This window comes from Bradyrhizobium genosp. SA-3, from assembly GCF_004212635.1.
Lineage (GTDB): Bacteria > Pseudomonadota > Alphaproteobacteria > Rhizobiales > Xanthobacteraceae > Bradyrhizobium.
In genome coordinates this window covers 1-25,264 of record NZ_PSRT01000123.1, presented here as the reverse complement: position 1 = coordinate 25,264, position 25,264 = coordinate 1, and the positions used below count along the sequence as shown (strand labels likewise).

23 protein-coding genes and 1 pseudogene are annotated in these 25,264 nt (G+C 63.8%); 16 read left to right on the top strand and 8 right to left on the bottom strand.

What is annotated here, in order from left to right; genetic code table 11:
- A partial coding sequence (locus tag CWO91_RS32435; RefSeq protein ID WP_165405874.1) for an alanine dehydrogenase occupies positions 1-618 on the top strand: 618 nt, incomplete at its 5' end.
- Positions 619-754: 136 nt separating this feature from the next.
- Here CWO91_RS32435 and CWO91_RS32425 read toward each other — a convergent pair.
- The 3 genes from CWO91_RS32425 to CWO91_RS32415 are packed head-to-tail and all read right to left on the bottom strand — an operon-like array spanning position 755 to position 4,793.
- Positions 755-2,665, bottom strand: coding sequence for a flavin-containing monooxygenase (locus CWO91_RS32425; RefSeq protein WP_130219560.1), 1,911 nt, complete (start codon positions 2,663-2,665; stop codon positions 755-757).
- Positions 2,662-3,303: a TetR/AcrR family transcriptional regulator gene (locus CWO91_RS32420; protein WP_130219558.1), complete on the bottom strand. Its 642-nt coding sequence runs from the start codon at positions 3,301-3,303 to the stop codon at positions 2,662-2,664. Before CWO91_RS32420 ends, CWO91_RS32425 begins: the two co-directional genes overlap by 4 nt.
- Positions 3,300-4,793, bottom strand: a complete 1,494-nt coding sequence (locus tag CWO91_RS32415; RefSeq protein ID WP_130219566.1) for an AMP-binding protein — start codon at positions 4,791-4,793, stop codon at positions 3,300-3,302. Before CWO91_RS32415 ends, CWO91_RS32420 begins: the two co-directional genes overlap by 4 nt.
- 172 nt (positions 4,794-4,965) lie before the next feature.
- Between CWO91_RS32415 and CWO91_RS32410 the strand changes: the two genes are divergently transcribed.
- The 7 genes from CWO91_RS32410 to CWO91_RS32380 all read left to right on the top strand — a co-directional run bounded on the left by CWO91_RS32410 (position 4,966) and on the right by CWO91_RS32380 (position 11,254).
- A complete protein-coding gene (locus CWO91_RS32410; protein WP_130219556.1) occupies positions 4,966-6,225 on the top strand; it encodes an ABC transporter substrate-binding protein in 1,260 nt (419 codons plus the stop codon).
- A gap of 87 nt (positions 6,226-6,312) precedes the next feature.
- Entirely contained in the window at positions 6,313-7,215 is a 903-nt protein-coding gene (locus tag CWO91_RS32405; protein WP_130219554.1) for a branched-chain amino acid ABC transporter permease, read from the top strand.
- The gene (locus CWO91_RS32400) at positions 7,212-8,231 is read left to right on the top strand and encodes a branched-chain amino acid ABC transporter permease (protein WP_130219552.1); all 1,020 of its coding nucleotides are present in this window, start codon (positions 7,212-7,214) and stop codon (positions 8,229-8,231) included. Before CWO91_RS32405 ends, CWO91_RS32400 begins: the two co-directional genes overlap by 4 nt.
- 2 nt (positions 8,232-8,233) lie before the next feature.
- Positions 8,234-8,989 (top strand): ABC transporter ATP-binding protein, encoded by a 756-nt coding sequence (locus tag CWO91_RS32395; protein ID WP_130219550.1) that lies wholly within the window; start codon positions 8,234-8,236, stop codon positions 8,987-8,989.
- Entirely contained in the window at positions 8,986-9,699 is a 714-nt protein-coding gene (locus CWO91_RS32390; RefSeq protein WP_130219548.1) for an ABC transporter ATP-binding protein, read from the top strand. The genes CWO91_RS32395 and CWO91_RS32390 overlap by 4 nt, the downstream gene beginning before the upstream one ends.
- 166 nt (positions 9,700-9,865) lie before the next feature.
- Positions 9,866-10,084 carry a hypothetical protein gene (locus CWO91_RS32385; RefSeq protein WP_091892324.1) on the top strand — a complete coding sequence of 73 codons (219 nt, stop codon included), beginning with the start codon at positions 9,866-9,868 and terminating at the stop codon, positions 10,082-10,084.
- Positions 10,085-10,195: 111 nt separating this feature from the next.
- Entirely contained in the window at positions 10,196-11,254 is a 1,059-nt protein-coding gene (locus CWO91_RS32380) for a YeiH family protein (RefSeq protein ID WP_128934869.1), read from the top strand.
- 164 nt (positions 11,255-11,418) lie between these two features.
- On the opposite strand, the gene CWO91_RS32375 is transcribed toward CWO91_RS32380, so the two are convergent.
- From CWO91_RS32375 to CWO91_RS32355, 5 genes are all read right to left on the bottom strand, one after another.
- On the bottom strand, positions 11,419-12,291 hold the full coding sequence (locus tag CWO91_RS32375) for an ABC transporter ATP-binding protein (RefSeq protein ID WP_165405873.1): 873 nt from the start codon (positions 12,289-12,291) through the stop codon (positions 11,419-11,421).
- Entirely contained in the window at positions 12,288-13,196 is a 909-nt protein-coding gene (locus tag CWO91_RS32370; RefSeq protein WP_130219545.1) for an ABC transporter permease, read from the bottom strand. The genes CWO91_RS32375 and CWO91_RS32370 overlap by 4 nt, the downstream gene beginning before the upstream one ends.
- Positions 13,193-14,614, bottom strand: a complete 1,422-nt coding sequence (locus tag CWO91_RS32365) for an ABC transporter substrate-binding protein (RefSeq protein WP_165405871.1) — start codon at positions 14,612-14,614, stop codon at positions 13,193-13,195. Before CWO91_RS32365 ends, CWO91_RS32370 begins: the two co-directional genes overlap by 4 nt.
- Positions 14,615-14,795: 181 nt before the next feature.
- A complete protein-coding gene (locus CWO91_RS32360) occupies positions 14,796-15,572 on the bottom strand; it encodes a Crp/Fnr family transcriptional regulator (protein ID WP_130219541.1) in 777 nt (258 codons plus the stop codon).
- A 256-nt stretch (positions 15,573-15,828) separates the two neighbouring features.
- Positions 15,829-16,125, bottom strand: coding sequence for a gamma-butyrobetaine hydroxylase-like domain-containing protein (locus CWO91_RS32355; RefSeq protein WP_165405875.1), 297 nt, complete (start codon positions 16,123-16,125; stop codon positions 15,829-15,831).
- A gap of 214 nt (positions 16,126-16,339) precedes the next feature.
- On the opposite strand from CWO91_RS32355, the pseudogene CWO91_RS32350 reads away from it, so the two are divergent.
- From CWO91_RS32350 to CWO91_RS32310, 8 genes and pseudogenes are all read left to right on the top strand, one after another.
- Positions 16,340-17,112 (top strand): annotated as a pseudogene (locus CWO91_RS32350) (ferredoxin--NADP reductase).
- Between the two features lie 102 nt (positions 17,113-17,214).
- Positions 17,215-18,957 (top strand): fumarate reductase/succinate dehydrogenase flavoprotein subunit, encoded by a 1,743-nt coding sequence (locus tag CWO91_RS32345; RefSeq protein ID WP_130219537.1) that lies wholly within the window; start codon positions 17,215-17,217, stop codon positions 18,955-18,957.
- A 32-nt stretch (positions 18,958-18,989) separates the two neighbouring features.
- Positions 18,990-19,223: a 4Fe-4S dicluster domain-containing protein gene (locus CWO91_RS32340; RefSeq protein ID WP_130219535.1), complete on the top strand. Its 234-nt coding sequence runs from the start codon at positions 18,990-18,992 to the stop codon at positions 19,221-19,223.
- A gap of 2 nt (positions 19,224-19,225) precedes the next feature.
- Positions 19,226-20,203, top strand: coding sequence for a HEAT repeat domain-containing protein (locus tag CWO91_RS32335; RefSeq protein WP_165405870.1), 978 nt, complete (start codon positions 19,226-19,228; stop codon positions 20,201-20,203).
- Positions 20,204-20,303: 100 nt separating this feature from the next.
- Entirely contained in the window at positions 20,304-21,476 is a 1,173-nt protein-coding gene (locus CWO91_RS32330; protein ID WP_130219531.1) for a fumarylacetoacetate hydrolase family protein, read from the top strand.
- A 560-nt stretch (positions 21,477-22,036) separates the two neighbouring features.
- Complete coding sequence (ytfQ, locus tag CWO91_RS32320; RefSeq protein WP_130219528.1) at positions 22,037-23,002, top strand: galactofuranose ABC transporter, galactofuranose-binding protein YtfQ; 966 nt, start codon at positions 22,037-22,039, stop codon at positions 23,000-23,002.
- A 123-nt stretch (positions 23,003-23,125) separates the two neighbouring features.
- Positions 23,126-24,670: a sugar ABC transporter ATP-binding protein gene (locus tag CWO91_RS32315; RefSeq protein WP_165405869.1), complete on the top strand. Its 1,545-nt coding sequence runs from the start codon at positions 23,126-23,128 to the stop codon at positions 24,668-24,670.
- The coding region (locus CWO91_RS32310) for an ABC transporter permease (RefSeq protein ID WP_433995592.1) at positions 24,667-25,264 on the top strand (598 nt) is incomplete at its 3' end. The genes CWO91_RS32315 and CWO91_RS32310, both read left to right, overlap by 4 nt.

Genomic DNA, 25,264 nt, shown 5'->3' with positions numbered 1-25,264 from the left:
CAGCCGGCGCGGGTGGTCGTGCTCGGCGGCGGCGTGGTGGGAACGCAGGCGGCACGGATGGCCGCAGGGCTCGGCGCCGAAGTTACTGTGATCGATCGCTCGATTCCGCGCTTGCGCCAGCTGGACGATCTCTTTATCGGCCGCGTGCGCACCCGCTTCTCGACGATCGAGTCGGTCGAGGAGGAGGTGCTCGCTGCCGACGTCGTGATCGGCGCGGTGCTGGTGCCGGGCGCCAGCGCACCGAAGCTCGTCACGCGCGCGATGCTGACATCGATGCGGCCGGGCGCGGTACTGGTCGACGTCGCGATCGACCAGGGTGGCTGCTTCGAGACTTCGCATCCGACCACCCACACCGAGCCGACCTATGAGGTCGACGGCGTCGTGCATTACTGCGTCGCCAACATGCCGGGTGCGGTACCGGTGACCTCGAGCCAGGCGCTGAACAACGCGACGCTGCCGTTCGGGTTGATGCTCGCGAACAAGGGCTTTGCCGCGGTGCTGGAAAATCCGCACTTGCGCAACGGGCTCAACGTGCATCGCGGCCGAATTACCAACAAGGCGGTGGCGGAAAGCTTAGGTTTGGAATTCGCGCCGGTGGAGAGCGGGCTGGCGGCCTGAACCTCAGCTCCGTCATTGCGAGCGCAGCGAAGCAATCCAGAATCCCGCCTCGGAAAGACTCTGGATTGCTTCGCTGCGCTCGCAATGACGATGTGGGGCCTGCGCGACTCAAGCTTTGGTCAGGGTCAGTGCTGTCTCACACTTTGGTCAGCTTGTACTGCCTCAAATCCGGATCGTGGGTCATGCGCCAGTAGTCCACGAACCGCCACGGCATCGCCGAAAACACGCGGCCGCTTGCATTGCGATAGTAGGTGCTCATGCCGGGATGGGTCCAGATCATCGCCTCGTGCTCGACGTCGACCTTGCGGACGTAGTCGTCGAGCACGTCCTGGCGAACGTCGATGGCGGCGACGTCGTGCTCGATCATGTTGACTAGGCACGCCGAGATGTAGCGGCTCTGGCATTCCGACTGGAAGATGACGCTGCCGCCGTGGGCGGGGCCGGAGTTCGGCCCGAGCATGCAGAAGAAGTTTGGAAAGCCCGGCACGGTGAGGCCGAGGAACGCGGTCGGGTTGTCGTTGGCCCAGGCCTCGCGCAAATCCTTGCCGGCGCGGCCGCTGATGTTGAGGCGCGCGGCCATCTCCGTGACTTTGAAGCCGGTGGCAACGACGATGATGTCGGCCGGACGGTGCTTGGCGTCCGCGGTGACGATGCCGTTCTGGTCGAAATGGTCGATGGTGTCCGTGACGAGCTCCACGTTGGAGCGCATCAAAGTCTTGAACCAGTTGTTGTCGAGCAGGATGCGCTTGCCGTAGGGCGGATAGGTCGGCACGCATTTTTCGATCAGGTCGGGCCGGCCCTGTAGCTCCGATAGGATGAAGTCAGTGAGTTCCTGCCGGTGCCGGTCATTGCCCTTGTTGACGGCGCGCTCCGGATGTGGCCAAGCCGGGTCCTTGCGCAGGAAAGGCAAGAGGCCGTCGCCATAGCGCCAGAACATGTTGAAACGGTACCACTGCACATAGAACGGCAGATGCGCGAGCAGCCAGCGTGCGCTCTCGCTGATCGGATCGGCATAGCCCTTCACCGGCCTCGCCCATTGCGCGCTGCGCTGGTAGACGGTGATGGAGGCCACGCGACCGGCGATCGACGGCACCATCTGCATCGACGTCGCCCCCGTGCCGATCACGGCGACATGCTTGCCGTCGAGATCGATACCGTCGGACCACAGCGCAGAGTGCAGGATCGTGCCCTTGAAGTTCTCCTCGCCCTTGAAGCGGGCGCGGGAGGGATCGTTGAGCTGGCCGATGGCCGAGACCAGCGCGGTGGATTCGAAAGTCTCCTCGCCATCCTTCGTCTTGAGCGTCGAAATCCAGCGTTGCCGTCCCTCGTCCCAGCGTGATGAGGTCAGCTCGGTGTTGACGCGCAGATGCTTGCGGATGCCGTATTCGTCCGCGACCTTCTGCAGATAGCCGAGCAGCTCCTCACGCGGGCAGAAATAGCGCGTCCATGCGTTGCGCGAGCCGAAAGAATAGGAATAGGAATGGTTCGGCGTGTCGACGCCGCAGCCGGGATAGCGGTTGATCCACCAGGTACCGCCGAGCTCGGCGTTCTTCTCGACGATGGTGTAGGGGATGCCGAGGTGCCCGAGCGCCACGCCGAGCGCGATGGCGCAGACACCGGCGCCGACGATCAGCACATGCTGGTCGGCAAGCCTTTCATCGGAGGGGCGCTTCGTCCAGCGCGCCTCGCGCGGCACAAAACCCATCTCCTCGCGCATCAAAGGTGCATATTCCGGCGCGACACTCTCGCCGAGGCAGGCGCGCATCATCTTCAGCAGCAGTTCCTCGCCCGGATCGGTGATCACGGGTTTCGGCGTGCCATTGGCGAAGAACCTGACGACGGCGGCGCGGATCTCGTCCTGGATGTCCCGGGGCACGCCGGCCTCCGGATCGGGAATAAGGCGGATGTCGCGCTTGGGCAAATAGGGCGGTTCGAGCCACTTCTCGTCGCCGGTCATGTGCACCAGCACCATCAGAAGACAGCGGATGTCGCCCTCGGCGATGGCTGAGGCGAGGTCGAGCGGCTTGTGCGGAGACGAGATGTTCATGGCGTGTCCTGATCTCCGGAGGCAGTGAAGAGGCCGCGCGTCATCAGCTTGCGATAGGCGGAGATGACGTGCTCGGGCACGGCGGTGACGCCGGCTTCCGAATAGGAGTAGCGCCGGCTGAGATAGCCGCGCGCGCCCATCAGCATGTGAACGATCGCCTCGAATTCCTCGTCGCTGTAATCCTCGATCGCGCCGGCAAGCCGCGCGCGACGCAAAATGCGGACATAGGCCGTCGAGATGTTGTCGAGATGCTTCTGGTAGCCGGTCGGTGCAAAGAATTCGGCCTCGTTGAGAATACGCAGGAACTCAGGGACCTCGCGGATGAAATCGAAGAACGCGGCGAAGCGCTCGATCTCCTGCCGCGCCGCATCCGCCGTGCCGGTGCGGGCGCGGATGAACTCGACCATGTCGAGGCCGATCTTGGGCAGCAGCTGGTTCAGCAGCTCCTGGCGGTTCTCGAAATGATTGTAGAAGGTGCCCTGCGCGACACCGGCTTCTTCGGTGATGCGCGCGACCGAGGCCTCGGCATAGCCATGCTTGCCGACGACCTTGGTGGCGGCGTCAAAGATCTTCTGCTTGGTCCAGGCGTTGCGCTCGACCCGGTTCAGCTTGGTTACCTTTGCGGTCGCTTGCGTCATTCGGAGGTCTCCAGCTCGGCGCGGAGCACGCGCTTGAGGATCTTGCCTGACGGGTTGCGCGGCAGGCTGTCGCGGAGGACGAGCTGTTTCGGGACCTTGAAGCTCGCCAGCCGCGCGCGGCAATGCTCGGTAAGGGCAGCGAGGTCGAGGCTCGCGCCCTCAGTCAGCACGACGACCGCGACCGGCCGCTCGCCCCAGCGCACATCGCGCAGGCCAATCACCGCGACCTCACGCACTTCGGGCAAATCGTAGATGACGCGCTCGACCTCGGAGGAGGCGATGTTCTCGCCACCGGAGATGATCATGTCCTTCTTGCGGTCGGTCAGGTAGAGAAAGCCCTCGTCGTCGAGATAGCCGACGTCGCCGCTGCGGAACCAGTCGCCGAAGAAGGCGGACGCCGTCTTGTCCTGATCCTTCCAATAGCCGCGCGTGATCTTCGGGCCGCGCAGGCAGATCTCGCCATTGACATTCGGCGGCAGCGTGTTGCCGTCCTCGTCGCGGATTTCGATCTCGACATGGGCAATGGCGCGCCCGGTGGAGCCGATCTTCTCGATCTCGCGGCCTTTCTCCATGAAGGTGTCGCCGCCGACGGTTTCGGTGAGGCCGTAGGCGTCGATGTAGCGCGCATTGCGGAAATATTCGGAGAAGGCGCGGATGCGCGCCTCCGGCGTCTTCTCGCCACCGCCGATCGCCCATTGCAGGCTGGAGACGTCGTAGCGGTCGCGGGTGGGGCAGGTGAGTATCGCGGTGGTCATGACAGGCGCGAACCAGGCCGCGTTGAGCTTGTCTTCTGCGATAGCCGCCAGCCCCGCCCCGGGCTCGAAATTGCGCTCGATGCGAATGAACCCGCCATACCAGAGCACTGCAATTCCGGGCAGGTCGAGCGCGCCGACATGATAGAGCGGGCCGACGACGAGAAGGCGTGTGTCGGCGCCGAGGCCCAGCGCGATCGTCTGGTCGGCGGACTTCCAGTAGAAATTATCGTAAGTGAGCATTACGCCCTTGGGGCGATCGGTCGTGCCCGAGGTGTACATCAGCCGCATCAGGTCGGAGGGCTGGCGCACATGCATCGGTGCTGCCGTCGTGTTGCTTGCGAGATGGGTGACGCTCTGCTGCGCGGTCTCATCGAGCACGACGATGTTCGCGCCCGCTGCATTCGCAGCCAACTCCTGATCGACGACCAGAAGGCGCGCGCCGGCATTGCCGGTGATGTAGCCGACCTCGTCGCGGGACAGGCGAAAATTGATCGGCAGGAACACCGCGCCGAGATGGCTGGTGGCGAAGACAAGCTCCAGGAACGCCGCGCTGTTCTTCATCAGCACGGCCACGACATCGCCTGAACCGATGCCCTGCGCGGCGAGCCAGCCGGCGACCTGCCGGATGCGTGCGTCGAACATCGCGTAAGCGATCTGCTCGCCGCGGTATTTCAGCGCGGGCCGGTCCGGCGTGCGCCGGGCATGAAAGGCGATGAAGCTCGAAAGGTTGATCATTTGCCGGGTTTTGGGCCGATTGCCGGCCTCATGTCCTCCCTTGATGAATTCTGACTCGTAATTCATCTTTGGCTTGACGTCACCCCCCACCCTCTGAAATCCTTGGGGACACGGAGACGAGACGATCTTCGGCAGGGATCAGGACACGCCGACCCGAAAGAGGGAGGGAAAAATGACGAGAACCCGCACGCCGGGCATCAGCCGCCGTTCCACGCTGGCGCTGATGGGCGCCGGTGCGATGACGTTTGCCGCGCCCTGGGTGGCGCGTGCGCAGGCCAAGACCATCAAGATCGGGATGCCGACGATTTTATCGGGGCGCGTCGCGCAGCTCGGCACGTCTTCGCGCAATGCGGTGATGCTCGAGGTCGAGAAGGTCAACGCCGCCGGCGGCCTTGCCGGCCGGCAGATCGAGATGGTGATCCGCGACTCCAAGGGCCAGCCGCAGGAAGCCGCCCGCGTCGCGCGCGAGCTCGTCAACACCGACGGCTGCGAGCTGATGATCGACGCCGAGGCCTCCTCCGGCGCCTTCGCGGTGCACGAGGTCGCGCGCGATCTCGGCGTGTTCTGCATCCACACCAATTCCGAGACCTCGGCGCTGACCGCGGATCCGAAGCAGCACATTCCCAATGCTTTCCGCACCGCGCGGCAGGGCGTGCACGACTCCATCGTCGGCGGCAGCTATGCCGCGGCGATCGCCAAGGCAAAAGGCCTGAAGAAGTGGGCGACCTGCTCGCCCGACTATGCCTATGGCCGCGACACCACGGCGGAATTCACGCTCTACCTGAAACGCTTTGCGCCCGAGGTCGAAATCATCAGCGAGTCCTGGCCCAAGCTGTTCCAGCCCGATTACACCGAAGTGGTGACGAAGATTCTTCAAGCCAAGCCGCAGGCGCTGTACTCCTGCCTGTGGGGCGGCGATCTCACCTCCTACATCGACCAGGCCAATATCTACGCGATGTTCGGCCAGATGGAGGTGTTCGCGGTCAACATGGCCGACTACACCGCGCTCACCGTGGTGAAGAACCTGCCAAAGGGCATTCACTCCGGCAACCGCTACATCAAGACGTTCCCGGCGACGCCGGAGAATGCCGCCTGGGGCGATGCCTACAAGGCCAAGTACAATGAATATCCGACCAACTGGTCGTGGGAAAACGCCACCGCCATCATGCTGATGGCGGAAGCTGCCAAGAAGGCGAACTCGGCCGACGGCAAGAAGATCGCGGAAGTGCTGAACGGCCTCACCATCAAGTGCCCGTTCGGCGCCGACGGCACGGTGACGATGCGCGGCGACGACCACACCCTCGTCGGCTACGCCATCGGCTGGGGCACCACCATCCCGCAGGAGCCTTATGTTCCCGAGGTCAAGGCCGGCGACTGGAAGACCATCTTCGAGCTCGAGGCCGAGTGGAAGAAGAGCAAGGGCTACACCTGATCACGCGCGCGGCGGGGACGGGCGACCGTCTCCGCTATCGTTTCGTTTTCCGCGCCGCGTCAGGCGCGTCGCAATGAAAGTGCTCCCGTGGATCTCGATGCGCTCGCCGGCTGCCTCTCCAGCTCCGCCTGCCTGGTGACGCAAACCACCAGCGGCCTCATTATCGGCATGCTGCTGTTTCTGGTCGCGGTCGGGTTGACCCTGATCTTCGGCGTGCTCAAGGTCGTCAATTTCAGCCACGGCGCCTTCTATATGTTCGGCGCCTACTTTGCGATGACGGCCTATCAGCTCACCGGCAGTTTTGCGCTCGCCATGCTGGCGGGCGCGGCCGGCACCGCGATCCTCGGCCTGATTTTCGAGCGCGTCTTCATGAGCCGGGTCTACGGCGCGGACGTGCTGATGCAGCTCCTCGTCTGTTACGCCTTCGTGCTGATCTTCGACGATGTCGTGCGCATCATCTGGGGACCGGAGTTCAAGTCGATGGGCATGCCGTCCGCGTTCCAGGTGATGCCGTTGTTCATCGCCGGTGGCGTGGTGCCGCCTTACTATCTGTTGCTGATCGGCGTCGCGCTTCTCGCCGCGATCGTGCTCGGCATCGGATTGTCGCGCAGCCGCATCGGCAAGGTGATCCGCGCAGCCGCACATAACCCTGGCATGGTGTCCGCGCTCGGCATCAACACCGGCCTGATCTATGGCGGCGTGTTCGCACTCGGTGGCATGCTGGCGGGCCTTGCCGGCGCGCTTGCGGCCCCCGTACGGTCGCTGACGCCGGGGATGGGATTTTCGGTGCTGATCGAATCCTTCATCGTCACCGTGATCGGCGGCATGGGCTCGATCCTGGGCGCGCTGATCGGCGCGCTGCTGCTCGGGCTGATCCGCTCGTTCGGTTCGCTCGGCTTTCCCTTGTTCACGGAAGGGCTGATGTATCTGTTCATGGTGATCGTGCTGGTCTCCAAGCCTACCGGCCTGTTCGGCAAGGAGGCGGCATGACCGAGCTCGAGGCCGGACGCGCTGAAACGCTGGCGCCGGTGCGCAGCGGTGCGGCGCTTCAGCGCTACCGTGACGTCCTGATCGCGCTGATCGCCTTCGCCGTGCTGGCGAGCCTGCCGCTCTTCACCGGCAGCAAGGCGCTGCTCGACTTCGTCATTCGCTGCTCGGCCTACGGCCTGTTTGCGACGTCGCTGAATTTGCTGGTCGGCTACACCGGCCTGACCTCGTTCGGTCATGGCATGTTCTTCGGCCTTGGCGCGTATAGCTTCGGCTTGATCATGCAGAAGCTCGGCGTGCCGATTCCCGTCGCCTTCGTCGCGACGCTGGCGATCACCGCAATGGTTGCCGCGATCATTGGCGCCATCTGCGTGCGACTGAAGGAGATCTACTTTGCCTTCGTGACGCTCGCCTTCCAGATGCTGATCCACTCGACGATCCTGTCATGGGCCTCCTTCACCGGCGGCGACCAGGGTCTGCGCGGCGGCATTCCGCGGCCGCCGTTCCTCGGCATTGACCTTGCCAACCACGTCCATCTCTATGTCGCGAGCTGCGCGCTGCTCATCCTCGGCTTGCTCGCGATGCGCCAGATCGCACAATCGCCGTTCGGCTACACGCTGCGTATGATCCGCGACAACGCCGCGCGCGCCAGCTTCCTCGGCATCGACGTCTGGCGTGCCAAGCTGACCGTCTTCGTGCTGGCGGCTCTGTTCGCGTCGATGGGAGGCATGGTGATGGCGCTGTTCGTCTCCGGCGCCTATCCGGAGTTCGCCTATTGGACGATCTCGGGCGAAGGCATCTTCATCAACATGCTCGGCGGGGTCTCGACATTCCTGGGGCCGATGGTCGGCACCGTGCTGCTGCTCTTGCTCAACGACACCGTCACGCGCTTCACCGAGTATCACGGCATCGTGCTCGGTGTGGTCATCCTGTTCTTCGCGCTGGGCCTGCGCAAGGGCCTCTTGGATTTCGTCGCCGAATGGTTTGCGCATCGGCGTGACGCAGGCGAGGGGCGCTAGCGATGCTTGAGATCCGCAATCTCGCAAAGTCCTTTGGCGGCGTGAAGGCGACCAACGATGTCTCGCTCGACTTCCCCGACGGCTCGCTCACCGCTGTGATCGGCCCGAACGGCGCCGGCAAGAGCACGTTCTTCAACCTGATCACCGGTGCCTTGAGGCCAGATTCCGGCAAGGTGCTGCTCGACGGCGTCGATCTCGCCGGCCGCTCGCCGCCCGAGATCGTGCGCCATGGCATCGGCCGCGCCTTCCAAGTGGCTAGCATCTTCAAATCGCTCACGGTGCAGGAGACCATGCTTGCCGCCGTCAGCGCCGACCAGCGCACCTCAGCGGTGCTGCACAAGCGCTTTCCGCTGCCGGAGACGCGCGAACGCGCCGAGCACGTGATGGAACTGTTAGGGCTCGCCGGCAAACGCCATCGCACCGCCGCGACCCTGTCGCATGGCGACCAGAAGCTGCTCGATATCGCGCTCGCGCTGGTGCTCGAACCAAAGGTGCTGCTGCTGGATGAACCCACCGCCGGCATGGGCCCGGAAGAACGCTGGCGCATGATCGACAAGGTGCGCGAGCTCTGGGAGACGCAGAAGATCACGGTCGTCTTCATCGAGCACGACATGGACATCGTGTTCAAGATCGCCCCCAAAATCGTCGTGCTTTGCTACGGCCGTATCCTCGCAACCGGCACGCCCGACGAGATCCGCAACAACAGCGCCGTGATCGACGCCTATCTCGGCACCGAACATGCGGGAGCTGCCGCATGAGCGCAGCCGTCATCGAAGTCGCCGATCTCGATGTCTATTATGGCACCAGCCAGATCCTGTTCGGCGTCGGCCTGTCGGTGCGGCAGGGCGAGACCATGGCGCTCTTGGGCCGCAATGGCGCCGGCAAGTCGACGACCATGAAGGCGATCATGGGGCTGGCGCCGCCGCGGAGGGGCAGGATCAGCCTGCGCGGCGCGGTGATCTCGGGCCTGAAGCCGCACACCATCGCGCGCGCCGGCCTCGGCTTCGTGCCGGAGGACCGTCAGATTTTTCCGGAGCACACGGTCGAGGACAATCTCGTCATCGGGAAGAAGAAGGGACCGGAGGGCCAGGACGAGTGGCCGATCAAGCGCATCTACGAGGTCTTCCCGCTTCTGGAGCCGCTGCGCCATCGCATCGCCGGGCGCCTCTCGGGCGGTGAGCAGCAGATGCTCGCGATCGCGCGCACACTGATGGGTAATCCGGCGCTCCTGCTGCTCGACGAGCCGAGCGAGGGCCTCGCGCCGATTATCGTGCAGCGGATCGGGGAACTCTTGCGGCAACTCCGCCAACTCGGATCGACGGTGCTGATCGCCGAGCAGAACATGCATTTCTGCCTGGGGCTGGCGAGCCACGCCACCGTCATCGATAAGGGTCAGATCGTCTATGCCGCCGGAATCGACGAGCTGAAGGCCAATGAGGCGATCCGGCGCAGGTATCTGGCGCTGTAAGACGGGCCGCCGGTGTCCAAATAGGCCGAAGAAGAAAACTATTGTCCTGGGATTGCCAGACGGAAGGAGTTTTCTCTCGGGCGGGCAAAAACGCCAATCGCTTCCATTGCCGTTTGGGGCCGAAAAGACGACATTCCCATCAGAATTTGATGGATTGGCCAGGGCCATGGAACGTACCGGATTTGAACCCTTCGGCGAGCAATTGGTGTCCGCAACGGACACCCAGCCGCGCTCGCGTACGTCAAAGCTCCTGCTGCGGGCCGGCACCGGCCTGTTCTGGTCGCTGGTTGCGGGTATCGTGCTTGCCCGCGCCGCCTTCTTCGAGCCCGGCATCTATGACGGCTTCAGCCGCGTCGCTTCGCTGGCCAAGAGCCTGATCTTCTAAGGCCGATTATTCCGGGCTGAGGATAGAACTTCCCTCGGGCCTGATATGTCGAAAACTTATTTCCCTACGGAAGCGCACTGCGTATAAATCTTTCTCCTCTGGGAGAGATTTGTGTCGCAGAATCAAGCATCCAGCCCGGCCGAGACCAAGCCGGCCTCCGCCGCGAGCCGTATTGCGGCACTGATTCCCGGCATTCTCCTCTGCGTTCTAGTCGCCGGTGTCTCGGCCCTGCTCGAGCGTGCGGAACTGGGCGTGTTCGAGCATCCCTATGTCGAGGCGCTGGTGATGGCGATCCTGCTCGGGATGGCCTTGCGCAGCTTCTGGAAGCCGGCGCCGCGCTGGCAGGCCGGCATCGCTTTCAGCGCCAAACAGCTCCTCGAAGTCGCGGTCATGCTGTTGGGGGCCTCCATCAGTTTCGCCGCCATTGCCGCCTCGGGCATCGCGCTGCTCGCGTCGATCGCGGCCGTCGTCGTGATCGCGCTCTGCGTCTCCTTCGGCCTTAGCCGCATGCTCGGTCTGTCGACGCGTTTGTCGATCCTGATTGCGTGCGGCAACTCGATCTGCGGCAATTCCGCGATTGCGGCCGTGGCGCCGATCATCGGCGCCAACAACGACGAGATCGCATCCTCGATCTCCTTCACCGCGATCCTCGGCGTGATGATGGTGCTGGGCCTACCGCTGTTGATTCCACTGCTGCAATTGTCGGCGACGCAATACGGCATTCTCGCCGGCCTGACCGTCTATGCGGTGCCCCAGGTGCTGGCGGCGACGGTGCCGGCCGGACTCGTCTCCACGCAGATCGGCACCCTCGTGAAATTGATGCGCGTATTGATGCTCGGGCCGGTCGTCGTCGGCCTCTCGCTGGTCGCCTCGCGCTGGCACAGCGATGCCAAGAAGACCAATGTCGGCTTCTTTCGCCTCGTGCCATGGTTCATCCTCGGCTTCCTCGCGCTGGCGACCCTGCGCTCCCTGGAGATCGTGCCGGCCACGGTGGTCGGTCCAGTGACGAAGATCACCGGCTTTCTCACGGTGGTCTCCATGGCCGCCCTCGGTCTCGGCGTCGACGTGCGCGTGCTTGCCAATGTCGGCGGTCGCGTGACGGCCGCCGTGACGCTGTCCTTGATGCTGCTGCTCGGCATCAGCATCGCGCTGGTGCATTGGTTCAAATAATTAGAGCGAAACTGCCGTAGGGTGGGCAAAGGCGCGACAGCGCCGTGCCCACCACTCGGTTCGGCGTGCAACTAAGATGGTGGGCACGCTTCCGCCTTCGCTCTACGAGCTACGGCGGACAAGTCGCTTTGCCCACCCTACGAGACTGAGCGCGCTCACTGCGCCTAGATCACATCCGCCAGCGAGTGGCCGTGCAGCTCGATGTTCAAGCCCTGCATGCCCATGTCGTTGATCTCGCCGCCCATTGCCTTGAGGCTTTCCTCGCGGATCAGCGACATCAGCCCGCGGCGCAACGCCAGAAACTCCGACGACATCATCATCGATTGCTGCCGCGGCCGCTCCAGCGGGATCGGAATCTCCGCCTTGATCGAACCGGGGCGCGCTGTCATGCAGTAGACGCGGTCCGAGAGGAAGATCGCCTCGTCGATGTCGTGGGTGACGAACAGCACCGAGATCTTCAGCCGCTGCCACATGTTGGTGAGGATCTGCTGCATGATGACGCGCGTCTGCGCATCAAGCGCGCCGAAGGGCTCGTCAAGCAGCAGCACTTTCGGCCCCGTGGCGAGCGCGCGGACGATGCCGACGCGCTGCTTCATGCCGCCGGACAGCTTTTCTGGATAGTGCTTCTCGAACGCCTCCAACCCCGCAAGTCCGAGCAGCGTACGTGCCGCACGCTCGCGCTGCGAGCGCGGCATGCCGCGCATCTTCAGGCCGAACTCGACATTTTCCCGCACCGTCTTCCAGGGAAACAGCGAATATTGCTGGAACACCATGCCGCGCTCGGCGCTGGGGCCGTTCACGGCCTCGCCGTCGACGGTGACGATTCCGGTGGTCGGCTTGAGGAAGCCGGCGACCGCATTGAGCAGGGTCGACTTTCCGCATCCGGAGGGCCCGACGATCGAGACGAACTCGCCGGGCTTCACATGGATCTGCGTGTCGGTCACGGCCTGCACCGCTCCCTCGATGGTCTCGTAGGCGAGGGAGAAGTTCTTGACCTCGATATGGCCCTTCGGCGCGCTCGCAAGCACCTCGCTCATGTCGACCTCCACGGCATCACCAATTGCCCCGCGCCTCTGATGAGCAGGCTCGATCCAAGGCCGAGAACGCCGATCGCGATCATGCCGAGCGCGATGTCGGCATACTGGACCAGCGAATAGGCCTCCCAGGTGAAGTAGCCGATCCCGTATTGCCCCGAGATCATCTCGGCAGCGATCAGCGACACCCAGGCGACACCCATGCCGACGGTGAGGCCGGTGAAGATGTGCGGCAACGACGCCGGAAAATACACCTCGCGGAAGATCGAGCGCTCGCGTGCACCGAGACATTGCGCGGCGCGGACCAGCACGGGATCGACCAGCGACATGCCGTGCAGCGTATTGACGAGGATCGGGAAGAACGAGCCGAGGAAGGTGATGTAGACGATGCTCTGCTCGTTGGTCGGCCACAGCATGATTGCCATCGGTACCCAGGCGATCGCCGGTATCGGGCGCAGCACTTCGGCGACCGGGAAGATCACCTCATGCACCAGCTTGAAACGACCCATGATCAGACCGAGTGGGATGCCGACGATGGCGGCGAGCGAGAAGCCGATGAAGATGCGCCGGCAACTGAGCAGGATGTGCAGCAGGAATTTGGGATCGTGGATCGCCTTGGTGAAGCTCGCATAGACCGCGAGCGGCGATGGCACGTTGGTGAAACGTACGAAGAACACCACGCGATAGGTTGTGAGCAGGTGCCAGACGAGCAGGAAGGCGAGCAGCGAAATCACGCCGATCGCGGTTGCGCGAAGCCGGCCCTGATTCAGCCGGTACCAGCGCCGCGCGAGCGTGCCGAACGAAGGGGGTGTTGCGGGCGGAGTGACGGCGGACACGGGAGCCGCCTCTGCAATGGCTGTTGCCGGCATGCTGTCCTCGGAATGTCTGAGGAGGGCGGGACTGCTCACGTCTTGCCTCCGCCGACCGCTGCCTTCACCGCGTCATCGAAGCCGAGCACCTTGCCGCTGATCCTGGCGGCGTAGGCTTCGGCATCCTTCTTGAGCAGGAACGGCGCCACGTCGCCATTGCCGACCGCGAAGAAAGCCTGGTCGGCGAACAGCTTGATGCCGCGCGTGGTGTCGAAGACATAGGCGACGTTGATCTTCTTGCCCTTGGCCTTGAAGTCGGCGTACGCGCCGAGGGTGCAGGCTGCGGACGAGAAGGGCATGATGCCGGCATCATCCACCCAGACCTCGCCGGCCTTGCGCGGATCGGCGATCGGCTTCTTGCAGAAGGAATCTTCGCCGGAAATCTCGTAGTTTTTCGTGCTCGCAAGCCGCGCATTATAGTCGAGCTTCATCTCGGCGTAGGCCTTGCGGATGTAGCTGTCGTCGACCCACTTCTTCGGATCGAACTCCTTCATGCGACCGAGGTTTTGCAGCACCTTGACGTCCGCGGCGGCGGCATCGATCAGCGCCGGCTTGATCGTTGGGTCGGTGGTCATGTTGCCGCTCGGGCCGAGGAAGATGTAGACGACTTCCTTGCTGATGCCAGTCCATTCCTGGATCTTTTCGGCAGCGAGCTTGGGATCGTCGCGCAGCCACTGGTTGGCGGCAATCACCGCCTTGAAGTAGGCGACGACAACTTCCGGATATTTCTCCGCGAAATCGGTGCGGACGACAATGCCGTGGAAGGTCGGCAGATTGGTCTCGACGCCGTCAAAAATCTTTCGCGCGAAACCGCGGAAGGGCAGCAGCTCGGCGAAAGGGACGAAGTCGGCATGCGCGTCGATCTTCTTCTCCTGGAGATTGGTCGAGCCGACTTCGGGGCTCTGACTGACCAGCTGGAAGAAGTCCGCGGGATAGCCACGGTCCTGCATCGCCTTCAGCACCATGCCGTGCGCGGCCGAACCGAAGGGAACGCTGACGAGCTTGCCCTTGAGATCGGCGAGATCGTAGTAAGGCGAGTCCTTGTGAACGACGATGCCGTTGCCGGAGCCTGACAAGCTATAGGCGGCGATGCCGATCAGTCGGCTCTTGCTCTCCGGATTGCTCTCGAAGGTGAAGCCGTTCACGATCAGCGGATAGTCGCCCATCATGCCGATCTGGAGCTTGTTCGCCATCATCGCGTTCGTGACGGGTGGGCCGGATGTGAAATTCTGCCACTCCAGCTCGAACTTGATGTTGGCGTACTTACCGTCCTTAGGCAGGTATTTTTCGAGCAGATGCAGCTGCCGGATGACGACGCCGGCGGTCACCGTGTTGGTCGTGGTGTCCTGCGTTCCGATGCCGAGCGTGACGGTTTCCGCCGAGGCCGGCTGCGCGAGCAAAAGCGCCAGCGACGTCACCGACATCGCGATCGAGAGCGTGGGAAGATGGCGGACCATTCTCATCCTCATTCGGTTGGATGTGCTGTGGTTGCCATGATTGGGTGAGGGCTCGGACAGGGCAAATCCGGAATGACCGCCGCAGTCGATTAGTTGCCGGGAAAAACTGATTGCATACTCCTTGGGCAGTCCTGCACTATAAAGCCGCTTGCCTGTGCACCGGCCCTGGTCGCAAGCTCATTCAGTCGGACGTGTGTCCACGCATCTCCTCCAGCACGTCGGGCCGGCAGACCACGATCTGCGAGCGCTTCGTCAGCACGATTCCCTTTTCCTGCATGCGCTTCAGGCTGATCGTGACCCATTGCCGGGTGGCGCCGACCATGTGCGCGATGTCGGCATGGGTGAAGGCGGCCGCAATCACTCGGCCATCGGCATCCTCGACGCCATAGAGCTCGACGAGGTGCAGCAGCAGGTGTGCGAGGCGCTGCGTGATAGAACGCGTTCCCAGCATCTGGGCCAATGCCGAATAGCATTTGCCCTTGAAGGTCAGGCCCTCGATCAGGCCGATCGCAAGGTTGGGGATCTCCACGGCAAGCGATCGCAGCTCCTTTCCGGGCAGGTGCACCACGCTGCAATTGCTGGATGCGACACCGGACCATTGATGTACGGTGCCCTCGAACACTTCGGGGCCGCCGACGAAATTGCCGACATGCCAGTAGGCCAGCGTGATCTCGCGCCCGAGAGGGGAGGTGTAGAACACGCGAATGCGGCCGCTCTCGATCAGCCAGATGCCGTCATGCTTGCCGCCCTGGCTGAACAGCGTCTGGCCGCGGTTGAGCACTTTTCGGCGGCCTTGTTTCAAGACCAGCTCACGCTCGCGCGCCGACAGCTTGTCCATCAGCGGCGGCGGGCCGCCGATCCATTGCTGGTTCTCGGTGAGCAGCAGCGAGGAGCTGCCGGCAGGCCGGACTGCCGGGGGAACAGCCCCACGAACTGCATTGGCCGCCTGCAACATCATCTGCCTCCGGAACGTTCAAATCGTTCTAAAGAGGAGCAATGTCCGTGCCAGATGTACTCGGCTGTCGTCGCCCGGCTTGCCGCCTTCGCTGAAGCTTCGGCGGCCAAGCACCCTTGTGGCCCCGGCGTAGCCTTGGCGGAGCCGGGACCGGGCGCACAGTATTCCAGAGAAGCAATGGGATACGGACAGGCCGCGGCGTACTGGATTCCCCGTTTTCGCGGGGAATGACAGCGGAGCAAGAGGAGCCTTCGAGCCCCTAACGCCCCACCAAGCTCAGCAAATAAGGCTTCGGGTAGATCCCCCTGTTATGCCCGTCCGAAAACGAAATATTCAGCCCATAACCGAGATCGCCGATCTCGGTGATCGCAATGCCCGGAAATGTTTTAGGGAAGCGGCCGTCGAACCGGGCGCGGGTGCAGTGGGCGCATTTGCAGGAGAGGCGGAGTGTTTCCGCTGGCAGGCTGATCGCCTCATCCTGCGTGGTGCGGACGAGCAGCCAGGCGAGATCGGCGCTTGCTTCATAGTCGGCCACGGTCGGTGCAACCAAGGTCATGGTCATAACGTATCTCCGGCTCTGCTCTACGTTCCGCAGCGCCGCCGCGATAGCAACTAATTGCCGGCGCAGGCGCGGGCGCCGATCTTCGATGCCTGCATTCAAGCATCGCGCGTGAAATGTGAAACTAATCGACCGGGAATTTCACTTCCGCGTTGCCGTATTCCCCTCTCTCCGAAACCCTGTGCGCAATCGAGCCAAGGAGAGACGGCGGATGAGCGCATTTCAAAAGGAAACGGTTTTGTCGGTCAGGCACTGGACCGAGTCTCTGTTCAGCTTCACTGCGACGCGCGATCCCGGCTTCCGCTTTCAGAACGGCCAATTCGCGATGATCGGCCTCGAGGTCGAGGGCAAGCCGTTGATGCGGGCCTACAGCATGGCCAGCGCCAATCACGAGGAAGCGCTCGAGTTTTTCTCGATCAAGGTGCAGGACGGCCCGCTGACCTCGCGCCTTCAGAGGATCAGGGAAGGCGACATCATTCTGGTCGGTCGCAAGGCGACGGGCACGCTGATCACCGGCAACCTCATTCCGGGCAAACGCCTCTTGCTGCTCTCGACCGGCACGGGGCTCGCGCCGTTCGCCAGCCTCATCAAGGATCCCGATGTCTACGAGAACTACGAGACCATCGTGCTCGCCCATGGCTGCCGCCAGGTTTCGGAACTTGCCTATGGCGAGCACGTCGTCGAAGGCCTGCGCAATCACGAATTTTTCGGACCGCTGATCCGCGACAAGCTCGTTTATTACCCGACCGTGACCCGCGAGCCGTTCAGGAATCGCGGCCGCATCACCGACCTGATCGCATCGAACCAATTGTTCGACGACATCGGGCTACCAGGCCTCGATATCCAGACCGACCGCATCATGCTCTGCGGCGCCCGGCGATGCTGGAGGAACTCCACGCGATGTTCTCGGCGCGCGGCTTCGTCGAGGGCAATCACAGCCAGCCCGGCTATTTCGTGATCGAAAAGGCCTTTGTCGAGCGCTGAAGCGCAAATCGCACCCCGTCGACAACTAATTGCTATCGCCGGGACGTCACCTGAACAAATCTGACGCAAAGGCGCCGACCATCGGCGAACCAGGAGCAAGCGATGGCACTAGATCAGATCGTCGACGGACTTTCGGAGGTTTCCTGCGATGTGCTGGTGATCGGTGGTGGCACGGCCGGCCCGATGGCCGCGCTGAAGGCGAAGCTGAAAAACCCGAAGGCCAACGTCGTCCTGCTCGAAAAGGCCAACGTCAAGCGCTCCGGCGCGATCTCGATGGGCATGGACGGGCTGAACAATGCCGTCATCCCCGGTTACGCGACGCCCGAGCAGTACACCAAGGAAATCACCATCGCCAATGACGGCATTGTCGACCAGAAGGCGGTCTATAAATACGCGCAGAACTGCTACAAGGTCATCGAAGAGCTCGACAGTTTCGGCATCCGCTTTCTCAAGAACGAGAACGGCGATTACGCCGTCAAGAAGGTGCACCACATCGGCACCTATGTGCTGCCGATGCCGAACGGCGAGACCGTGAAGAAGGCGCTGTACCGCCAGCTCCGCCGCGCCCGCATCCTGATCTCCAACCGCTACATGGCGACGCGGCTCCTGAAATCCGCCGACGGTCGCATCGCCGGCGCGGTCAGCGTCAATACCCGCACTGCCGAGTTGCTGGTGATCAAGGCCAAGGCGGTGATCCTGTGCATGGGCGCTGCCGGCCGCCTTGGTCTGCCGACCTCCGGTTACATGTTCGGCACCTACGAGAATGCCGCCAATTCCGGCGACGGCTATGCCATGGCCTATCACGCCGGCGCCGCGCTCGCGAACCTCGAATGCTTCCAGATCAACCCGCTGATCAAGGACTACAACGGTCCGGCCTGCGCCTATGTCGCGGGCCCTTTCGGCGCTTACACCGCGAATAACGAAGGCTCGCGCTTCATCGAATGCGACTATTGGTCCGGCCAGATGATGCTGGAATTCTACAACGAACTCTTGTCCGGCAAGGGACCGGTGTTCCTCCAGCTCAAGCATCTCCACCCCGACACCATTTCCGAGATCGAGTCGACGCTGCACAAGGTCGAGCGCCCGACGCGCGGCCTGTTCCAGCAGGGGCGCGGGATCGACTATCGCAGCGAGTCGATCGAGATGCACATTTCCGAGATCGGCTTCTGCTCCGGTCACAGCGCTTCAGGCGTGTTCGTCGACGACAATGCCCGTACCACCGTGCCTGGCCTTTACGCCGCTGGCGACATGGCGAGCGTTCCGCACAATTACATGCTGGGCGCCTTCACCAACGGCTCGGTCGCCGGCATCGATGCCATGGAATTCGCCGACAGCCACGACTTTGCGGAGTTCGATGCCGCCGACGTCGCGATGGAGCGCGACCGTGTGATGGCGCCGACGAAGCGCGAGGACGGGATTCCACCGAACCAGATCGAGTACAAGACCCGCCGCCTGGTCAACGACTATCTCCAGCCGCCGAAGGTTACGCGCAAATACGAGCTCGGCATGCGCCGCCTGGCCGAGGCACGCGAGGATATGCAGGAACGCATGATCGCGCGCAACGCGCACGAATTGCTCCGCGCGCTCGAGGTGCAATCGATCATGGACTGCGCCGACATGGCTGCGCACGCCTCGCTCTACCGCGAGGAGAGCCGCTGGGGCCTCTATCACTGGCGCACGGATTTCCCGGAGAAGGACAACGAGAACTGGTTCTGCCACACGCTGCTGTCCAAGCGGGACGGCAGGATGACCAGCGAGAAGCGGGCGGTGGAACCCTATGTGGTCCCGATCGCGGACGACGAGAAAGATCTCTACGACAAGCAGCGCATCCGGGCCACAGCCTGATCCATCGTCACAGCAAGCAACAGGAGATAACGATGCCTCTCGCGTCCTATCAGACATCGGTTCCGGTGGTCGTCGACGACGCCAAATGCATCGCCGAAAAGGGCTGCACCGTGTGCGTCGACGTCTGCCCACTCGACGTGCTGCGCATCAGCGACATGACCAACAAAGCCTACATGGCCTATGACGAGTGCTGGTACTGCATGCCCTGCGAGGCGGATTGCCCGACCGGCGCCGTTACCGTCAACATTCCATATTTGTTGAGGTGACCATGTCGAGCCCGTTCGAATCCTATGACGATCTCGACGACGCTGATGAGCGGCTCCAGGCGGCCGATCCCGCCGAGCGCCGCGTCGCCATCATCGCGCTCGGCCATTCCGGCGATCCCGCCGCGGTCGCGCATCTCGCCAACATGGTGGCCGACCCTGATGCCGGCGTGCGCCAGCAGGTCGCGATGGCGCTCGGCGAGTTCGACGGGCCGGAAGCCGCGAGCGCGCTGGTGAAGCTGCTGGTCGACCCCGAGAGAATCGTCGCGGGCGCCGCGGCCGACAGCATGGCCGAATTCAAGGATCCCGCTTGCGCCGATGTCATCCTGCCGCTGGTGAGGCATACCCACGCCTTCGTCCGCATGGGCGCACTGCGCGCGCTCAAGGAGCTGCGTCGCAAGGACACGCTGAAGCCGGCGCTGGAAGCACTCCAGGATTCCGATGCCGCCGTGCGCGTGCAGGCGATCGGCGTGATCGGTTTCCTGAAGCTGGAAGAATCCATCCCTGCGCTGACGGCGCTGATCAACGATCCCGACGCCCATGTGCGTCGTGCCGCCGTGAGCGCGCTTGCCTTCTCGCAGATGAAGCCTGCAGCGGAGACGATCACGCGTGCGTTGAAGGACTCGGACTGGATGGTGCGGGAGATGGCTGCGGAAACGCTGGGCCTCAACGTCAACGGTTCGCTCGCGGCCGATCAGCTCGTCGCCTGCCTTGCCGACGAGTTCTGGCAGGTGCGGCTGAAGGCGATCCGGAGCCTCGGCAAGATGAAGGTTGAACGCGCGGTGCGCCCGATCGGCAATTGCGTCAATCACGACCAGGCCAATTTGCGCAAGGAGGCCGCCGCGGCGCTCGGCGAGATCGCCCATCCCGATGGCGAAGCGTTCTTGGCCGTGATCGCCGATGATCCCGATCCCGATGTTCGCAAGAACGCACGCTGGGCGCTTCAGCAGATTGCGGCGCGGAAGGCGCGGGCGGGGGCATAGCCGCCGCTCTGGACTTCCCTTGCCAGACGTTTATTGGTCTTCGCCAAGGGGACCGGCCGCCGAATGACGGGCCGGTCCGAAAAACAGCGAGGACGCGGCCATGACGACATTGACGGTTAAAGAGCTTCTCCCCGAGGACGGCACGCGGGGAACGCTGGCCGGCCGCGTCTGGCTGCCGCAGGCGAATGGGCCCGCCGTTGTCGCCGTGCGGGGCGACGGTGTCTTCGACGTCACCGCGAAATTCCCCACCATCAGCGCGCTCTGCGAAGAAGACGATCCAGCCAGGGCGCTTAGCTCGACCAAGGGCGAGCGCATCGGCGATCTCGAAGCCATCGTCGCCAACACGGCACCCGATGGGCGCGATCGTCAGAAGCCGTGGCTGCTTGCACCCGTCGATCTCCAGACGCTGAAGGCCGCCGGCGTCACCTTCGCGATCTCGATGCTGGAGCGCGTGATCGAGGAGCGCGCCAAGGGCAACCCTGCCTCGGCTGAAGCGATCCGCAAAGAAGTGACGCGGCTGATCGGCGACGATCTGTCGAAGCTCAAGCCCGGCTCGGACCAGGCGATGCATCTGAAGCAGGTGCTGATCGACCAGAACGCCTGGAGCCAATATCTCGAGGTCGGCATCGGTCCCGATGCCGAGGTCTTCACCAAGGCGCCGACATTGTCGTCGGTCGGCACCGGCATGGATGCCGGCCTGCATCCGAAATCGACTTGGAACAATCCCGAGCCCGAGCTCGTGCTGTTTGTCTCGAGCCGCGGCAGGATCGTCGGCGGCGCGCTTGGCAACGACGTGAACCTGCGTGACTTCGAGGGCCGCTCGGCGCTGCTGCTGTCGAAGGCCAAGGACAACAACGCCTCCTGCGCGATCGGCCCGCTGCTACGCCTGTTCGACGATACGTTCTCGCTGGATGATGCGCGCAGGCTCGACATCAGCCTCAACGTGAAAGGCGCGGACGGTTTCGTCCTCAACGGCCATTCCTCGATCAGCAAGATCAGCCGCGACCCGACCGACCTCGTCGCGCAGACCATCGGCAAGGTGCATCAATATCCCGATGGTTTCGTGCTGTTCCTCGGCACGATGTTCGCGCCCGTCGAGGACCGCGATGCGCCGGGGCAGGGGTTCACCCACAAGCGCGACGACATCGTCACGATCGCCGCGCCCCAGCTCGGCAAGCTCGTTAACCGCATGCGCACCAGCGACGAGTGCGAGCCATGGACCTTCGGCATCGGCGCGCTGATGAAGAACCTGGCCCAGCGGAAGCTGATCTAGCTCTTCGCCTCTCCCCGCATGCGGGGAGAGGCCGGATCGCATCGTAGATGCGATCCGGGTGAGGGGGACTCTCCGCGAGTCGATTTGGTCGACATACGCAGAGCTCTATCCACGTCGTTGCGAGCGCAGCGAAGCAATCCAGAGTCTTTCCGCGGAGGGATTCTGGATTGCTTCGCTGCGCTCGCAATGACGGGAGGAGAGGTTGTGAGTCGCCCTCATTGTTTTCGCGGAGACACCCCTCACCCCAACCCTCTCAGCGCGAGCGAAGCTCGTCGCGGCCCCGCAAGCAGGGCGAGGGAGCGCACCTGCGCTGTTGACGGCTACTTGCCAAGCACATCAATTACCTTCATCTCCGCGTTGCATCCCTGGAACAAAATCCCGCTGTGCGTGTCATCTGTGAAGCCCGCCCGCCAAATTGCGCTTTCCACTAAATAGTCAAATAATATGACTAGTCGGAACCAAACTTCCGTGAAATAGTCCCTCCCGCCGCCTCGAAGGCCGGCCTGCGGGTGCCATGCTACCATCGGCGCCCCGGATAAACATCTTGGGAGACACGCCTGATGACCCTCAAAGCCCTTTTTGCGGCCAGCGCCACGGCCGCGTTGCTGCTCGCGCTGCCGGCGAATGCCGCCGAGCTCACCATCGGCTTCTCGCAGATCGGATCGGAATCCGGCTGGCGCGCGGCCGAGACCTCGGTCTCCAAGCAGGAAGCCACCAAGCGAAAGGTCAATCTCAAGATCGCTGACGCGCAGCAGAAGCAGGAGAACCAGATCAAGGCGATCCGCTCCTTCATCGCGCAGAATGTCGATGCGATCTTCCTTGCGCCTGTCGTCTCGACCGGCTGGGATTCGGTGCTGAAGGAAGCCAAGGAGGCCAAGATCCCGGTCGTGCTGCTCGACCGCGACATCGATCCCTCCGGCAAGGAGCTCTATCTCACCGCTGTCACCTCCGACAGCGTCCACGAAGGCGAGGTCGCCGGCGACTGGCTGGCCAAGACCGTCGGGACGAAGGCCTGCAACATCGTCGAATTGCAGGGCACGGTCGGCGCGAGCGTCGCCGCCAATCGCAAGAAGGGTTTCGACACCGCCATCGCCAAGCATGCGAACCTGAAGGTGGTGCGCAGCCAAACCGGTGACTTCACCCGCGCCAAGGGCAAGGAGGTGATGGAGAGCTTCATCAAGGCCGAAGGCGGCGGCAAGTCGATCTGCGCGGTCTACGCCCACAACGATGACATGATGGTTGGCGCGATCCAGGCCATGAAGGAAGCCGGTCTCAAGCCCGGCAAGGAGATCCTCACCGTCTCCATCGATGCGGTCCCCGATATCTTCAAGGCGATGGCCGCCGGCGAAGCCAATGCGACCGTCGAGCTGACGCCGAACATGGCCGGCCCGGCGCTCGATGCGATTGCGGCATTCAAGGGCAAGGGTACGGTTCCGCCGAAGTGGATCCAGACCGAATCCAAGCTCTATACCGCCGCCGACGATCCGCAGAAGATCTACGACAGCAAGAAGGGCCTCGGTTACTGAGGCGGGCGCCGCGCCGGACCGCCATGTTTCGGTGGTCCGGCGATACCCCCTTCGAAATCGCTGTGCGAACGAATAGGCTGGATGACCGCATCATCAGCGGGCACTGGCGGGAGTGACGTTGTCATGGAGAACAGCCCCGATCCTGCTCCGGCCCTTATGGAGGTGCGCGGGATCAGCAAGAGCTTCGGTGCTGTGCGTGCGTTGCAGGAGGTCGACTTCACGCTGCGCGCGGGCGAGATCCACGCGCTGCTCGGCGAGAACGGCGCCGGCAAGTCCACGCTGATCAAGGTGGTCACCGGCGTGTTCCCGCGCGATGCCGGCATTGTCAGGATCAGTGGCGAGGCAATCGCGCCGCGCTCGGCCAAGGCCGCGCTTCAGGCCGGCATTGCCACCGTCTATCAAGAAGTCAATCTGCTGCCGAACCTCTCGGTGGCACAGAACCTGTTTCTCGATCGCCAGCCGATGCGTTTCGGCATCGTCCGCGAAGGCGAGATGCGTCGCCGCGCCACGGCCTTGCTCGCGGACTTCGGCCTCGACATCGATGTCGCCGCGCCGCTCGGCAGCTATTCTGTCGCCGTGCAACACGTCACCGCGATCGCGCGGGCGGTCGATCTCTCCGCACGGGTGCTGATCCTGGACGAGCCGACCGCGAGCCTCGACCGGCACGAGGTCGAGATCCTCTTCGGTATCATGCGCCAGCTCGCAAAGCGTGGCATCGGCATCGTCTTCGTCAGCCACTTCCTGGACCAGGTCTACGAGATCTCCGACCGCATCACGGTCTTGCGCAATGGCCGCCTGGTCGGGGAGCGCGAGACGGCTTCGCTGCCGCGGCTGGAATTGATCCGGATGATGCTTGGTCGCGAGCTGGCCGAGACCACCAGCGCGCGGGCGTCTGCCACCGAGCACAAGGCACGCGAGATCTGCGCGAGCTTCGAGGGTTACGGCAAGGCCGGCTATGTCGCGCCGTTCAATCTCGAGCTGCGCCATGGCGAGGTCGTCGGTCTGGCCGGCCTGCTCGGCTCGGGCCGGACCGAGACGGCGCGCCTGGTGTTCGGCGCCGAACGCGCCGATCGCGGGCAGGCGAGGGTGGAGGGCGCACCCGTGCGGCTCCAGTCGCCGCGCGACGGCGTCCGCCACGGCTTTGGCTATTGTCCGGAGGAGCGCAAGACCGACGGCATCGTCGCCGAGCTCAGCGTGCGTGAGAACATCGTGCTCGCGCTCCAGGCCAAGCGCGGGCTGCATCGCCCGCTGTCGCGCCGCGAGCAGGACGAAATCGCGCGCCGCTACGTCAAGATGCTCGACATCCGCCCCGCGGACCCGGAGCGCGCCGTCGGCCTGCTCTCCGGCGGCAATCAGCAGAAAGTGCTGCTGGCGCGCTGGCTCGCGACATCGCCGCGCCTCCTGGTGTTGGACGAGCCGACCCGCGGCATCGATGTCGGCGCGCATGCCGAGATCATCCGTCTGATCCGCGAGCTCTGCGACGACGGCCTCGCACTGCTCGTGATCTCCTCCGAGCTCGACGAGATCGTGACCTATTCCGACCGCGTCGTGGTGCTGCGTGATCGCGCCCATGTCGAGGAGCTCGCAGGCGAGGCGATCGACGTCGGCAACATCCTCGCGGCGATCGCCGCGGACGGAGCCAGCGTTGCGCATGAGGGCCGGGCATGACAGCGCTGTTGCCGCGCCGCGGCCTTGCCCAGATCCTTGCGCTGCTCGTCATCCTGGCAGTCGATCGCGTGGTGTCGCCGCAATTCTTCGACCTGCGTCTCCAGGACGGCCGGCTGTTTGGCAGCCTGATCGACGTGCTCAACCGTGGCACGCCGGTGGCGCTGCTCTCGCTCGGCATGGTGCTGGTAATCGCGACGCGCGGCATCGACCTGTCGGTCGGCGCCGTCATGGCGATCTCGGGCGCGATCGCGGCGAGCCTCGCCGACAGCCACGGTCTGCCGATCGTGCTGGGGGCTGCGCTCGGTGCCGGACTCGTCTGTGGGCTCTGGAACGGCTTCCTCGTTGCCGTGCTCGGCATGCAGCCGATTGTGGCGACGCTGATCCTGATGGTGGCCGGACGCGGCATCGCCCAGCTGATCACCGAGGGGCGCATCGTGACCTTCTCTTCGCCGGATCTGGTCTGGCTCGGCAATGGCGCCATTCTCGGCCTGCCGGTGCCGGTCGCGATTGCCTTGGGCATGCTGATCCTCACCGGCGCGGTGGTGCGCGGCTCGGCGCTGGGGCTGCTGATCGAGGCGACCGGCGGCAATGCGC